16 protein-coding genes and 1 riboswitch are annotated in these 12,710 nt (G+C 65.4%); of the genes, 6 read left to right on the top strand and 10 right to left on the bottom strand.

Annotated elements, in window-relative coordinates:
• Positions 1–18 precede the first annotated feature (18 nt).
• The 6 genes from QGV54_RS09275 to QGV54_RS09250 form a co-directional block, all read right to left on the bottom strand.
• On the bottom strand, positions 19–390 hold the full coding sequence (locus QGV54_RS09275) for a VOC family protein (protein ID WP_281017121.1): 372 nt from the start codon (positions 388–390) through the stop codon (positions 19–21).
• A 33-nt stretch (positions 391–423) separates the two neighbouring features.
• Positions 424–1,086: a DNA-3-methyladenine glycosylase 2 family protein gene (locus QGV54_RS09270; RefSeq protein ID WP_281017122.1), complete on the bottom strand. Its 663-nt coding sequence runs from the start codon at positions 1,084–1,086 to the stop codon at positions 424–426.
• A 33-nt stretch (positions 1,087–1,119) separates the two neighbouring features.
• Positions 1,120–1,539, bottom strand: a complete 420-nt coding sequence (locus QGV54_RS09265) for an EVE domain-containing protein (RefSeq protein WP_281017123.1) — start codon at positions 1,537–1,539, stop codon at positions 1,120–1,122.
• 28 nt (positions 1,540–1,567) lie between these two features.
• Positions 1,568–2,470 (bottom strand): 3-hydroxyisobutyrate dehydrogenase, encoded by a 903-nt coding sequence (gene mmsB, locus QGV54_RS09260; protein ID WP_281017124.1) that lies wholly within the window; start codon positions 2,468–2,470, stop codon positions 1,568–1,570.
• A gap of 35 nt (positions 2,471–2,505) precedes the next feature.
• On the bottom strand, positions 2,506–3,126 hold the full coding sequence (locus tag QGV54_RS09255) for a pyridoxamine 5'-phosphate oxidase family protein (RefSeq protein ID WP_281017125.1): 621 nt from the start codon (positions 3,124–3,126) through the stop codon (positions 2,506–2,508).
• A 97-nt stretch (positions 3,127–3,223) separates the two neighbouring features.
• Positions 3,224–3,925 carry a glutathione S-transferase N-terminal domain-containing protein gene (locus QGV54_RS09250; RefSeq protein WP_281017126.1) on the bottom strand — a complete coding sequence of 234 codons (702 nt, stop codon included), beginning with the start codon at positions 3,923–3,925 and terminating at the stop codon, positions 3,224–3,226.
• Positions 3,926–4,064: 139 nt separating this feature from the next.
• Here QGV54_RS09250 and QGV54_RS09245 point away from each other — a divergent pair, with 139 nt between their 5' ends.
• Positions 4,065–4,487, top strand: a complete 423-nt coding sequence (locus QGV54_RS09245) for a MaoC/PaaZ C-terminal domain-containing protein (RefSeq protein WP_281017127.1) — start codon at positions 4,065–4,067, stop codon at positions 4,485–4,487.
• Positions 4,484–5,125, top strand: a complete 642-nt coding sequence (locus tag QGV54_RS09240; RefSeq protein WP_281017128.1) for a hypothetical protein — start codon at positions 4,484–4,486, stop codon at positions 5,123–5,125. Before QGV54_RS09245 ends, QGV54_RS09240 begins: the two co-directional genes overlap by 4 nt.
• Here the strand turns inward: QGV54_RS09240 and QGV54_RS09235 are convergent, their stop codons facing one another.
• Together QGV54_RS09235 and QGV54_RS09230 are read right to left on the bottom strand one after the other, a co-directional pair.
• Entirely contained in the window at positions 5,126–5,698 is a 573-nt protein-coding gene (locus QGV54_RS09235) for a UbiX family flavin prenyltransferase (RefSeq protein WP_281017129.1), read from the bottom strand.
• A gap of 16 nt (positions 5,699–5,714) precedes the next feature.
• The gene (locus QGV54_RS09230; protein WP_281017130.1) at positions 5,715–7,115 is read right to left on the bottom strand and encodes an FAD-linked oxidase C-terminal domain-containing protein; all 1,401 of its coding nucleotides are present in this window, start codon (positions 7,113–7,115) and stop codon (positions 5,715–5,717) included.
• A 171-nt stretch (positions 7,116–7,286) separates the two neighbouring features.
• Between QGV54_RS09230 and QGV54_RS09225 the strand changes: the two genes are divergently transcribed.
• Together QGV54_RS09225 and QGV54_RS09220 are read left to right on the top strand one after the other, a co-directional pair.
• Positions 7,287–8,828: an AMP-binding protein gene (locus tag QGV54_RS09225; RefSeq protein WP_281017131.1), complete on the top strand. Its 1,542-nt coding sequence runs from the start codon at positions 7,287–7,289 to the stop codon at positions 8,826–8,828.
• 6 nt (positions 8,829–8,834) lie between these two features.
• Positions 8,835–9,440 (top strand): DsbA family protein, encoded by a 606-nt coding sequence (locus QGV54_RS09220; protein ID WP_281017132.1) that lies wholly within the window; start codon positions 8,835–8,837, stop codon positions 9,438–9,440.
• On the opposite strand, the gene QGV54_RS09215 is transcribed toward QGV54_RS09220, so the two are convergent.
• Positions 9,428–9,889, bottom strand: a complete 462-nt coding sequence (locus QGV54_RS09215) for a DUF192 domain-containing protein (RefSeq protein WP_281017133.1) — start codon at positions 9,887–9,889, stop codon at positions 9,428–9,430. The genes QGV54_RS09220 and QGV54_RS09215 overlap by 13 nt on opposite strands.
• 2 nt (positions 9,890–9,891) lie before the next feature.
• A complete protein-coding gene (locus QGV54_RS09210; protein WP_281017134.1) occupies positions 9,892–11,007 on the bottom strand; it encodes an acetoin utilization protein AcuC in 1,116 nt (371 codons plus the stop codon).
• Between the two features lie 43 nt (positions 11,008–11,050).
• A riboswitch (TPP riboswitch) is annotated at positions 11,051–11,156 on the top strand.
• Here QGV54_RS09210 and QGV54_RS09205 point away from each other — a divergent pair.
• Both QGV54_RS09205 and QGV54_RS09200 read left to right on the top strand, forming a co-directional pair.
• Positions 11,152–11,913 carry an ABC transporter ATP-binding protein gene (locus QGV54_RS09205; RefSeq protein WP_281017135.1) on the top strand — a complete coding sequence of 254 codons (762 nt, stop codon included), beginning with the start codon at positions 11,152–11,154 and terminating at the stop codon, positions 11,911–11,913. (Overlaps the previous riboswitch by 5 nt.)
• Positions 11,910–12,680, top strand: a complete 771-nt coding sequence (locus QGV54_RS09200; protein ID WP_281017136.1) for an ABC transporter permease — start codon at positions 11,910–11,912, stop codon at positions 12,678–12,680. The genes QGV54_RS09205 and QGV54_RS09200 overlap by 4 nt, the downstream gene beginning before the upstream one ends.
• Positions 12,681–12,710 lie beyond the last annotated feature (30 nt).

Genomic DNA, 12,710 nt, shown 5'->3' with positions numbered 1-12,710 from the left:
TGGATCAGGCCGGATGCCTCACACGTGCTGGTCGATCAGGATCGGGTTGCCGTCGGGGTCGACGACAATGCAGTTGGCGGGGCCGGTGCTGTCCTCGTCGGCCTCGCTGACGAAGGTGACGCCGTCGGCTTTCAGGCGGCGCTGGATCTCGCGGATGTCGGTGAAGTCCTCCAGCGTCCGGCCCTGGGAGTCCCAGCCAGGATTGAAGGTCAGCGTGTTGCGTTCCAGCATGCCCTGGAACAGGCCGATGACGCAGGTGGGGCTGGTCATGATCAGCCAGCCCTGGTCGGTGCCACCGCCGAAGGCCGTGAAACCGAGTTTCTCGTAGAAGGCGCGGGAAGCTTCGATGTCCTTCACCGCGAGGCTGAGAGAGAAGTTGCCGAGTTCCATCGTTGCTGCTCCACCGGGGGCTGTCTGCTCCGCTCAGGCAACGCTCACCGGATCGGCGCGTTTGCGGACAACCCCATAATAGCGCCAAAGCAGCCGCGCGGCGACGCCCCGGTTTGGATGCCAGGCCTGCGCGATCTCCCGCAACTGCTTCTCACCGGGGCGTTCGGGCAGGCGTTTCAGGTCCTGTACCGCCACCTGCAGTGCCAGATCGCCGGAGGGGAAGATGTCCGGCCGGTTCAGGGCAAACAGCAGATAGACCTCCGCCGTCCAGCGCCCGATCCCGGTGACGGCGGTCAGCGCGGCCATGGCATCCTCATCGCTCATCCGGGGCAACCGGTCGAGTGGCAGGGCACCGGAGACAATGTCGGCGCTCAGCGCGCGCATGTAGCGCATCTTCGGACGGCTCAGACCCATGGCCTTCAGTGCATCCCCGTCATGGTCCAGGAACCGCTCCGCCGTGAACGGGTCCGTCGCGGCCTCCACCCGTGCCCAGATGGCGGCGGCAGAGGCAAGCGAGACCTGCTGGTCGACGATCAGCTTCATCAGGGTCTTCAGGCCGGGCGGGCGGCTGCGGTCGGGCAGCGCCCCGGCGACAGCCCGCGCCTGCCGCAGGTCCGGGTCCGCCTGAAACAGGACTTCGAGTGTCGCCGCGAGTTCCGGTGACTCACCGGACCGGAACGGGGCAGGGGCGCTCACCGGTTCAGGACACACGGCATCAGGTTCCGGTGCTCAGGGCTCGGTCTGCCCCATCTGACAGATCAGATCCCAGGCTTCCTTCGGGATCGGCATGACCGACAGGCGCGACTGGCGGATCAGGGGCAGATCGGCCAGCCGTGGCTCCGCCTTCACATCTTCCAGCGTCACGGGGGTCGTGAAGGGGCGCACCGCCTTCACGTCCACCATGCCGAAGCGTTCCTTCGGGTCGGTGTGATCGGGGTAGTATTCCCGGATCACCTCGACGATGCCGACGATCCGCTTCTCGTTCACCGAGTGGTAGAAGAAGCCGCGATCACCGACCTTCATGGCCTTCATGTTGTTGGAGGCCTGGTAGTTGCGGACACCGTCCCAGTGTTCGCCCTTGTCACCACGGGCGACCTGATCATCCCAGCCCCAGGTGTTCGGCTCCGACTTGAACAGCCAGTAGTTCATGGTGAACGGTCCCCCTGCCTGCCCGGCTTCACTTGCTGCTGTTCTGCCGCACCATGTTGATGATGCCGGAGAAGTCCTTCGGCCCCTGTGCCATCTGCTCGGCATAGGCGGTATAGAGCTTCTCCGCCTCCGCACCCATGTGGGTGTCGGTGCCGGTGTCGGCCGCCGCAGCCGCCGCCAGGCGCAGATCCTTCAGCATGTTCTCCGCCGTGAAGCCCGCCTGATAGTCGCGGTTGGCCGGGCTGGTCTCCACAGGACCCGGAACCGGGCAGTAGACATTGATCGACCAGCAGTAACCGGAGGAGGTGGAGACGATGTCGAAGAAGGTCTGGTGATCCAGCCCCAGCTTCTCCGCCAGCACGAAGGCCTCGCTAGCTGCGGCCATGGAAATGCCGAGCACCATGTTGTTGCAGATCTTCGCGGCCTGGCCATTGCCCGACCCGCCGGCATGGACGATCTTCGCCCCCATCTTCGACAGGATCGGCTCCGCCCGCGCGAAGCCGTCGTCCGTCGCGCCGCACATGAAGGTCAGCGTGCCACCCTCGGCGCCGCCGACGCCGCCGGAAACCGGCGCATCCACCATCTCCAGTCCCGACGCAGCGGCTGTCGCGGCGACTTCGCGCGCGGTCGAGACGTCGATCGTGGAGCAGTCGATCAGCAGCGATCCGGATGCCTTCGCCGCGGCAATGACACCGCTGTCGCCCAGGTAGGCGGCGCGGACATGGTCCCCCTTCGGCAGCATGGAGACCACGACATCGCGGCCCGTTGCGGCCTCCTGTGCGCTGGCTGCGGCCTTGCCGCCCGCTGCCACCACGCCCTGCACGGCGTCTGCCGACAGGTCAAAGCAGGTAACCGCGTGACCGGCCTTCAGAAGGTTGCGGGCCATCGGCCCCCCCATGTTGCCGACACCGATGAAACCGATTTCCGCCATTTGCTCTTCCTCCCCGGAATGCTGTTGTCGTGTGCTCAATAAAGCGTTTCGCGATAGGCCTGCTCAAGCTGTTTCTCGGATGCTTCCACATCGATCACCGTGTTGGTCTGATCCGCGATCATCTTCGACAGTGGTGGCAGCACCTTGCGGTCCTGCTGCACCGACGGATCCCAGAGCTTCGAGCGGATGAAGGCCTTGGCGCAGTGCAGATAGGCCTCATCGACCTGCACCACGATGGCCGAAACCGCCGGTTTGCCGTTGACCGCCATGGACTGCAGCAGGTCCGGATCCACCGAGACATGGGCACGCCCGTTGACGCGCAGGGTCTCGCTGATCCCCGGAATCATGAAGATCAGCGCCACGTGCGGGTTCTCGACAATGTTGGTCATCGAATCGATCCGCCGGTTACCGGGGCGATCCGGGATGACCAGCGTGTGGTCATCCAGTACCTGCACGAAGCCCGGCAGGTCGCCCTTCGGCGAGACATCCGCCGGACCATCCTTCGCCGCGCTGCCCATCACGAGAAATGGCGAGAGCTCGATGAAACGGCGGCAATGCGGGTCCAGTGACGGGATCGCCTTCGTCGCGGCCCGGCCGGAGGCATGGCCATAGACTTCGCGCAAGGCATCCTCGGTGCGCAGAATGTTGTCCGTCATCTTCATTCTCCCGTTCTCGTCCAGCCGTGCAACGTGCGACCGGACGGACCTTAGTTGCGTCGCCTGCAGGGGTCCAATGTCGAAAGGCTGACCCTGCTCAGTCCGGTTTGCCGGGGTTGCGGTGGGCGATGAGGTTCCTGCGCGCTTCCTCGTCCCAGTTGCCGGTGGGCTTGCCGAACTCCTGCCCCACAGCATAGCCGCGCCGCAGCGCCGGGCGCTGCTGCAGTGCCTTGTACCAGCGCTTCACGTTGGGGAACTGGTCCAGGTCCACTTCCTGGCGCTTGTAGGTGATGACCCAGGGCCAGCAGGCCATGTCCGCGATAGAATAGTCGTCGCAGATGAATTCCCGCCCTTCCAGCCGACGGTCGAGGACGCCGTAGAGGCGATGCATCTCGTTGTCATAGCGCTCCCGCGCGTAGGGAATGGGTTCCGGCGCGTAGAAGCGGAAGTGCCCGGCCTGGCCGAACATCGGTCCCATGCCGCCCATCTGCCACATCAGCCATTCCATGACCGTCTTGCGCCCGCGCAGGTCGGTGGGCAGGAACCTGCCGGACTTCTCTGCCAGATACACCAGTATGGCCCCGGTCTCGAAGACGGAGACAGGTTCCCCGCCGTCTTCAGGATCATTGTCAACAATTGCCGGCATCCTGTTGTTCGGGCTGATCTTCAGGAATTTCGGTTCGAACTGGGCACCGCGACCGATGTTGATCGGAATGACGTTGTAGTCCAGTTCCATTTCCTCCAGCGCGATGGAGATCTTCCAGCCGTTCGGTGTCGGCCAGTAGTAGGCGTCGATCATGGTCTTGCTCCCCAGCAGTGTTGCAGCACCCAAGGTAGAGCATCTGGCCGGTTCCGAAAGACCGCAACGCGTTTCCATTGTGCATGGCATCAGTTACGCTCGCCCCATGCGCCCGGTCAGATATTTCGATGATTACGTTTTGGGGGACAGGTTCGTCACGGATCGCGTGACGATCACGGAGGGGATGATCCTGCAGTTCGCGCGGATGTACGACACGCAACTGTTTCACATCAATCTCGACAAGACGGCGGAGAGCAATTTCGGCGGTCTGATCGGCAGCGGATTGCAGACCCTCAACTTCAGCTTCGCCCTGTTCTTCAGGCTGGAGCTGGTGCAGCCCGTGGCCCTGGGGGGACCTGGCCTGGACAACCTGCGCTGGACGCGGCCGCTGCGCCCCGGTGACACAATCCATGTGATCTGCGAGGTCACGAAGATCGTGCCATCCCGCAGCAAGCCCGACAGGGGCATGCTGACCATGCGCCACGACACCTTCAATCAGCATGATGAACTGATCCTGACCTTCGACTGCATGCATCTGCTGCGGCGGCGGGAAGCGGCATGAGCTTGCGCGGGCTGACACTTGGCGGGCTGCTGTTGCTGCTGGCGGCCTGCGGCGGGCGTGGTGATCTGCCCCCGCCGGTGATCGAGGATCCGCGCCTGTCGCGCAATGGTGAGCTGTCAGGGGTCGCGGGGCTGACCCAGGACGACTGGAACGCGCTGGACCGGGACCTGAAACGCGCGGTCTTCAGGCTGGGCTTTCTCGAACGTCTCGGCACCGAATGCACGAACCTGTTCCCGGAGCACACGGATTTCCTGGGCGAGTTCGCGCTGCTGGTGCAGCGCGGACTGACGAACGGGGTGCAGCGCGCCATTGCCATGGAAACGGAGCGGCTGCGTCTGGCCGGTGATGGCCGGGAACGGGCGGTGATCGCACTGCTGGCGATGCGCCGTGCGAAGATGGATGTGCCCGGCATGATGGCGGACCAGATCAACATTCTCGCCACGACCCCGGTCGATGGTCATGACGCTGTTGTCAGCGCCTGCGGGTTGCTGTTCGAGCGGGAGGGCCGACGGGACCTGATGCGGACGGTTTCGGTGCCGCTGGAGGCCTATTACGCGACCATCGAGGCGGAGTATCCAGCATTGCACGGCAAGGGTGAGAAGGTGACACGGATCCGGCGGATCCTGGAGCGGATCTGATCAGCCTTCCGGCGTCTCCTTCCAGCGGTGGGCGAGGCCGCTGTCGATGTCGAACAGGTCCAGTACCCGCCCGACGGTGTGATCCACCATTTCATCCAGGCTCGACGGCCGGGCATAGAAGGCCGGGACCGGCGGCATGATGATCGCGCCGGCTTCGGTCGCCTGGCTCATCAGCCGCAGGTGACCGGCATGCAGCGGGGTTTCCCGCACCATCAGCACCAGTCGCCGCCGTTCCTTCAGCGTCACGTCGGCGGCCCGCGCCAGCAGGTTTCCGGCGGCACAGTTCGCCACCTCCGACAATGTCTTGATGGAGCAGGGGGCGATGACCATGCCCCTGGTGCGGAAGGACCCGCTGGCGATCCCGGCACCGACATCGCCCACGGGATAGCTGACGTCGGCCAGCGCACGCACCGCATCGACGCTCCGGTCAGTCTCCGCGTTGATGGTCAGGGCCGCGGCCTTGCTCATCACCAGGTGGGTTTCCACCGACTGGTCGCGCAGGACCTCCAGCAGGCGGATGCCATAGGCCGCGCCGCTGGCCCCTGACATGCCGATGATCAGGCGTTCGGTCATGGGGTGCGCGGTTTCCTCAGACGGTGAAGATCTTGCCCGGATTCATGATGTTCTGCGGGTCCAGCGCATTCTTGATCATGCGCATGAAGCTGATGGCATCGCCGTGCTCCGCCTGCAGGAACTTCATCTTGCCGGTACCGACCCCATGTTCGCCGGTGCAGGTGCCGCCCATGGACAGGGCGCGCTCCACCATGCGGTCGTTCAGGGCATCGGCGCGCTTGAACTCCTCCTCGTCACCCTCACCCAGGACAAAGGCGAGGTGGAAGTTGCCGTCGCCGACATGGCCGACAATCGGGGCGATCAGCTTCGATTCCACGATGTCCTTCTTGGTCTCCAGGATGCATTCCGCCAGCCGGGAGATCGGTACGCAGACGTCCGTCGCCCACAGCACGGAATTGTTGCGCAGCGCCTTGGCCGAATAGGCCGCGTCATGGCGGGCCTGCCAGAGCTTGGTCCGCTCCTCCGCCTGGGACGTCCACTGGAAGTTGGCACCGCCGAACTCGCCGCAGATATCGCCCATGCTGCTGGCCTGTTCGGCCACGCTGGCTTCCGAGCCATGGAACTCCAGGAACAGGGTCGACATGACGGGATAGTCGAGACCGGAATGACGGTTGATCGCGTCCATCTGCACGTCATCCAGCAGTTCGATGCGCGCAATCGGAATGCCGCACTGGATCGTGGTGATGACCGCGTTCACCGCGCCCTCCAGATCGGGGAAGGACACAACGGCGGAGGTAATGGCCTCCGGAATGCCATAGAGCCTCAGCGTCACCTCGGTGATGATGCCGAGCGTTCCCTCCGACCCGACCATCAGCCGGGTCAGGTCATACCCGGCGGAGGATTTCCGGGCGCGGCGGTTGGTGCGGATGATGCGCCCGTCGGCCATGACGCAGGTCAGGGCGAGCACGTTTTCCCGCATCGTTCCGTACCGGACGGCATTGGTGCCGGAGGCCCGGGTTGCCGCCATGCCGCCGAGGGAGGCGTCCGCGCCCGGATCGATGGGGAAGAACAGCCCGGTGTCGCGCAGGTACTCGTTCAACTGCTTGCGGCGGACACCGGCCTGCACGGTGCAGTCCAGATCCTCGGGATTGACCTCAACGACAGCATCCATCTGGCTCAGATCAACCGTCACGCCGCCGCGGGTCGGGATGACGTGGCCTTCCAGCGAAGTGCCTGTGCCATAGGCGATGATCGGCACGTCGTTGGCGGCGCAGATCTTCACGATGGCCGACACTTCCTCCGTCGAGTGGGCGAAACAGACCGCGTCGGGCATGGAACCATGATGATAGCTCTCGTCATGGCCGTGGTGTTCACGCACCGCCGTGGCCGTGGTCACGCGGTCGCCAAGCAGGTCCTTCAATGCCGCCAGCGTGGTGTCGAGCGTCTCGCTGTCGGGTCTCAGGGCGGTATCGGCCATGTTCACAATCCTCCGTCCGGGCGCAGATGCGCACCTCTTGTTGCTTGCACGTTATAGCAATTGCGGGGCCGATGAAACGTTGACCGTAACCCAGGCAACCTATTGCAACCGACAGCCAAACCCGCCTTTACTGCGGGCCGAATTCGACATGACCCGGGGAGGAGTTACACGATGGATGTCCGGACGCTGATGGCCCGCGCGGCAACCTTCTATGCGGATCGCGAAGCGGTGGTCTGGCGTGACCGCAGGCTGACCTTTGCCGAGGCCTGGGACCGTGCGGTCCGCCTGGCCAATGGTCTGATCGCGCTGGGGGTCAAGCCCGGCGACCGGGTCGGGGTGCTGGAGGACAATTCCATCGAGGCGGCGGACTTCTTCGCCGGGGCCGCCATCGCGGGCGTCGTGCGCGTGCCGCTCTACGCCCGTGACAAGCGGGAGATGCACCTGCACATGCTTGGGCATACCAACTGCAAGGCCGTGCTGGTGGCTGCGCACTATGCCAGCGACATGGACGGCTTCGTCGATGAACTGCCGGATCTTGAGCATGTGATCGTGCGTGATGATGGCTACGAGGACTGGCTGGCGGCGCAGTCGGACGTGATGCCGGAGGTGGAGATCGACCCCGACGACAATTTCATCATCCGCCACACCGGCGGCACGACCGGCAAGCCGAAGGGCGTCGCCTATACGCACAAGGCCTGGCTTGCGGCGGGGCGTGACTGGTTCTACCTGTTTCCGCCGGTTGAGCCGGGGGACAAGTGCCTGCATGTCGGCCCGATCAGCCATGGTTCCGGTTACCAGTACCTGCCGGTCTATCTCTCGGGTGGCTGCAACGTGCTGCTGGACCACTTCCACCCCGGCGAGACGTTGGACCTGATCGCGGAGGAGGGCATCGCCTATGCCTTCTTCGTGCCGACCATGCTCAACACCATGCTGCAGGACCCGACGGCTCGGGACCGTGACTATTCCAGCCTGAAGTGCATTCTGGTTGCTGCCGCGCCGATTTCGGATGCCACCGCCTATCTGGCGCGCGATGTCTTTGGCCAGGATGCGCTGTATCAGGGCTATGGCCAGACGGAGGTGCTGCCGGTGTCCATGATGGGGCCAAGGCAGTGGTTTGCGGAGATGGAGGGCTCGAATCCCATCCGGTCCTGTGGCATGCCGCTGCCCTTTGCCGAGATCGAGATCTGGGACGAGGAGAACAATCCGGTCCCGCTGGGTGATCCGGGCGAGATCGTGGCCCGGACGGACGGCCAGATGGTCGGCTTCTGGAACAACCCGGAGGCGACGGCGGAACGCATCGTGCGGGGCTGGGTGAAGACCGGCGATGTCGGCCGGCTGGACCGGAACGGCTACCTCTACATCCTCGACCGCTCCGACGACATGATCATCTCCGGTGGCTTCAATATCTGGCCGCTGGAACTGGAGAACGTCATCGCCGACCTGCCGGGCGTGGTGGAGGTTGCCGTGTTCGGCGTGCCGCACGAACGCTGGGGCGAGACCCCGCTGGCGATCTGCGTGCTGGACGGCACGGCAGAGGTGACGGAGGAAGACGTGATCCGCACCTGCGTCGAGCGGCTGGGGTCCTACAAGAAGCCTTCGAAGGCCGTGTTCCAGAAGGATCCGCTGCCCAAGTCACCGGTCGGCAAGATCCGCCGCAAGGATCTGCGCGAACCCTATTGGAAAGGCATCGACCGCCGCGTCGCTGGCAGCTGACCGGCGGTGACGGCGGGGCAGGGGGCCGGGCGATCCCGGATCGAATTCTGGTACGACTTCGCCAGCCCCTATGCCTATGTCGCGGCAGAGAGAATCGCCCGATTGCCGGAAGCGGACAGGGCGCGGTTCATCTGGCGCCCGTTTCTGCTTGGCGCCGTCTTCGCACACCACGACCCGGACGCGGGCAACCGTCAGCCGATGAATGCCGCCGCACGCGCCAACAAGTGGCGTGATCTCGCGCGCCTCTGTGCATGGTTCGGGATCGGCTGGTACGGGGAGGGGCTGCGCAGATACCCGCCCGACAGCCTGCGGGCGCTGCGCCTCGCCCTCGTGATCGATGATCCTGGATTTGCCCTAAAGGTCTTTCGCGCCGCATTCGCGGAGGATCGGGATATCGCCGACCCGGTGGTGCTCGCGTCCCTCGCGGGCGCATCGGGCCAAGTGCAGCAGCAGGCCGCCGAATCCGCGGAGATCAAGCGCCAATTGCGCCGGAACGGCGAAACAGCCATTGCCGCAGGCATCTTCGGCGCCCCGAGCTTCCTGGTCGGTGAGGAACTGTTCTTCGGTCAGGACCGGCTGGACCAGGCACTCGGCTGGGGTCAGCCGGGCTGATTGCCAAAGATCCGGTGTCTGACCTGGTCGCCTTCGGCAATGCCGATCACACGGGCCACGCCGCCGTTGATCTCCAGCACCGCTGAAGCGGGTTTCATGGAGGGGATCGGGGTCTCGTCGTAGGGGACGGCGCGATGATGGATGTGGACGATGATGCCCCGCCGGTCGATGAAGATGATGTCGAGCGGCAGCGGGGTGTTCTTCATCCAGAAGCTGAGAGGCTGTTCCCGTTCGAAATCGAACAACATGCCGTGGTCGAGTGGCATGGACTGCCGGAACATCAGGCCGCGACGGCGGCTGGCCGCATCATCGGCAAGCTCCACGGCGAAGCGCCGTTCGCCGCCGGCGGTCTCGACAGTCAGGCTGCTCAGATCCTGTGCCGCAGCGGGGGCAACGGTCGCCACGGTCAGGAGCAGCAGCAGGAGGATGGGGCGGAGAAGGATTCGCATGGTCAGGAGGTTTCCATTCCCGGCAGGGCCGTGGCAAGTGCCGCCAGACCGTCAGGGCCGTCGTTCGGCTGGTCGGCCAGGGTCGTGAACCAGTGCTCCGGCGGATTGCGGCCCGCCTGGCGATGCCATGTGAGGTCCCGCAGGATCCGTTCCGCCCCGGCAGGCAGGCGCGATGGCCGCGCAAACCCGGCCAGGGCACCCCAGATACCGGTCCAGCAGCGCGCGACCGACCAGGGATTGTAGCCGCCGCCGCCCAGCACGATCAGTCTTGGCGCAATCCGGTCAACGGAGCGCACGGCCCGCCAGATGGCACGGTTGGAGAGCTCCAGGCGGCTCAGCGGATCATCGGCCAGTGCGTCGGCACCGCACTGCATGATCACCACATCCGGCGCGAAGGCCGTGACGCGGGGCAGCAGTTCCTGTTCGAACACGCTGCGGAACAGGCTGTCACCGGACCCCCTTGGCAGCGGCCAGTTGCCCACCGTCGGCGTCTGGCGGTGCGGGGTTTCCACCCGATGCGGCCAGCGGCCATGTTCGTGGATGGAGAGCGTCAGGACGGTGGGATCATCGTGGGTCGCATCCTCCACCCCGTCGCAATGGTGCGCGTCCACGTCCACATAGGCGATACGTCCGACGCCGTGGTCTTGCAGTCGCAGGATCGCCAGCACGGGATCGTTGAAGTAACAGAAGCCGGAGGCGCGGTCGGGACGCCCGTGATGGGTGCCGCCCGCAGGCGTGTGAACCCGCCGTGCCCTGTCGCCGGCAATCAGGTCGGCGGCGAGCAGGCTGGCCCCGACAGCGGTGGCCGGTCGGCGGAAGATCTCGCCATAGACCGGGTTCTCCAGCTTGCCGATGTTGTGCCTGGCGATCAGCTCCGGTGTTGCCTTCTGCGTCCGCTCGGCCTGCATCACCGCCGTGACATAGGCCGGATCGTGGAACCGGCAGAGCTGGTCCACGGTCGCCAGCGGGCTTTCGATGTAGCAGTCGTCATCCAGCCAGCCGAGCGCCCGGCAAAGGTCCATCACCGTGGAGACACGGGGGATGGCCAGTGGATGCCGCCGCCCGTAGCGCGAGGTCCGGTAGATCTCGCTGCCGATGAAGACCGTGTCTGCCCGCACGTCGAACCGCTCCCCTCGACAGGATGACTTCTGCCTATATAGTGCGTCGAACCGGGGGAGCCGCAAGTGTGGCTGAGAGGTGCATGACGCACGACCCCTTGAACCTGATCCGGTTGGTACCGGCGTAGGGAGGGATCGTGGCCCATGGGCGTTCCGCCGGGCACATCACCAGAAGCATCTGCCGACGAAGGCTTTGGCCTCGCGCTGCGCGACCTTTCCGTCGCCTATGGCGCGCGTACGATCCTGCGCGACCTGTCACTGGATGTGCCTGCGGGCAGCACGACCTGTCTGCTGGGGCCGAGCGGGATCGGCAAGTCGACCCTGCTGCGACGGGTGGCCGGATTGATTGACGGGCCGGGCACGGTGCAGGCGACGGATGGCCAGCCGCTGGCGGGCCGTGTGGCACTGATGGGGCAGGGGGACGGGCTGCTGCCCTGGCTCAACGCACTGGACAATGTCCTGCTGGGGTCGCGGCTGCGCGGAGAGCGCGCGGATCGGGACAGGGGACTTGCCATGCTGGCGCGGGTCGGCCTGGCGGAGGCGGCTGAATCCCGACCGGCAACTCTCTCGGGCGGCATGCGGCAGCGGGTGGCGCTTGCCCGGACCCTGATGGAGGACTGCCCGCTGGTCCTGATGGACGAACCCTTCTCCGCCGTGGATGCGCTCACCCGGCTTCGCCTGCAGGATCTGGCCGCGGAAATGCTGGCCGGGCGCACGGTGCTGATGGTGACCCATGATCCGTGGGAAGCGATCCGCATCAGTCATGCGATCACGGTCATGACCGGTGATCCGGCGACCATCAGCCGAACCCTGGAACCGGGCGGACAGACGCCACGCGCCATCGACACCGACAGCGCCCGGGATCACTGGCGCCAGTTGATGGAAGCGCTGGGGGAGATGGCATGAGCCGCCTGCTGACCGCTGTCGCCACCACCTTCGTGTTGCTGGGGCTCTGGCAGGGCTACGTCCAGGTCAGCGGGATCGAGCCATTCCTGCTGCCCGGCCCGATTGCGGTCATCGAGACACTGATCGCACGGCATGAACTGATCCTGCGCCATCTGGGCACCACCGCGCAGGAGATCGTCCTGGGGCTGCTGATCGGCACGACGCTGGGTGTCGCCGCCGCGATCCTGATACACGCCATTCCGGCAGCGCGGCGCATTGGCCTGCCGTTGCTGGTCATCAGTCAGGCCGTGCCGGTCTTCGCTCTGGCACCGCTGCTGGTGCTCTGGCTCGGTTACGGTCTCTGGTCGAAGGTCGCCATGGCGGTGCTGATCATCTTCTTCCCCGTAACAACGGCCTTCCTCGACGGCCTGCGGCGGACGGAGCCGGGGATGCTCGATCTGGCCAGCATCATGTCGGCCACCCTGCCTCCTTTCCGGCGCACGGTCGCGCTGATGCTGCATGTCCGCATTCCTGCCGCCCTGCCTGCGCTGGCATCCGGGCTGCGCGTTGCGACCGGTGTCGCGCCTATCGGGGCCGTCGTGGGGGAGTGGGTCGGCTCCAGTGCCGGGCTCGGCTACCTGATGCTGCACGCCAACGGACGGATGCAGATCGACCTGCTGTTCGCCGCGCTCTTTGTCCTGGCGCTGTTTTCCGTCCTGCTCTGGCTCAGCGTCGATGCGCTGTTGCGCAGGGCGCTGCCATGGCAGCCGGACAGCTTTGCCAGATGAGTGAATTCCCTTTCCTTTCAGAACGCTGGA

Origin of the sequence: Minwuia sp. IMCC3060 (assembly GCF_029909435.1) — a bacterium.
In the GTDB taxonomy this organism is placed as follows: Bacteria; Pseudomonadota; Alphaproteobacteria; order Minwuiales; family Minwuiaceae; genus Minwuia.
This window is presented reverse-complemented; position numbering and strand designations above follow the sequence as displayed.

What these genes read in the sequence shown, in the direction of transcription:
- QGV54_RS09225 (WP_281017131.1), top strand. Translation starts at nt 7,287, where the DNA reads ATGGATGTCCGGACGCTGATGGCCCGCGCGGCAACCTTCTATGCGGAT.
- mmsB (WP_281017124.1), bottom strand. Translation starts at nt 2,470, where the DNA reads ATGGCGGAAATCGGTTTCATCGGTGTCGGCAACATGGGGGGGCCGATG.
- QGV54_RS09215 (WP_281017133.1), bottom strand. Translation starts at nt 9,889, where the DNA reads ATGCGAATCCTTCTCCGCCCCATCCTCCTGCTGCTGCTCCTGACCGTG.
- QGV54_RS09200 (WP_281017136.1), top strand. Translation starts at nt 11,910, where the DNA reads ATGAGCCGCCTGCTGACCGCTGTCGCCACCACCTTCGTGTTGCTGGGG.
- QGV54_RS09230 (WP_281017130.1), bottom strand. Translation starts at nt 7,115, where the DNA reads ATGGCCGATACCGCCCTGAGACCCGACAGCGAGACGCTCGACACCACG.
- QGV54_RS09275 (WP_281017121.1), bottom strand. Translation starts at nt 390, where the DNA reads ATGGAACTCGGCAACTTCTCTCTCAGCCTCGCGGTGAAGGACATCGAA.
- QGV54_RS09265 (WP_281017123.1), bottom strand. Translation starts at nt 1,539, where the DNA reads ATGAACTACTGGCTGTTCAAGTCGGAGCCGAACACCTGGGGCTGGGAT.
- QGV54_RS09235 (WP_281017129.1), bottom strand. Translation starts at nt 5,698, where the DNA reads ATGACCGAACGCCTGATCATCGGCATGTCAGGGGCCAGCGGCGCGGCC.
- QGV54_RS09250 (WP_281017126.1), bottom strand. Translation starts at nt 3,925, where the DNA reads ATGATCGACGCCTACTACTGGCCGACACCGAACGGCTGGAAGATCTCC.
- QGV54_RS09255 (WP_281017125.1), bottom strand. Translation starts at nt 3,126, where the DNA reads ATGACGGACAACATTCTGCGCACCGAGGATGCCTTGCGCGAAGTCTAT.
- QGV54_RS09240 (WP_281017128.1), top strand. Translation starts at nt 4,484, where the DNA reads ATGAGCTTGCGCGGGCTGACACTTGGCGGGCTGCTGTTGCTGCTGGCG.
- QGV54_RS09205 (WP_281017135.1), top strand. Translation starts at nt 11,152, where the DNA reads ATGGGCGTTCCGCCGGGCACATCACCAGAAGCATCTGCCGACGAAGGC.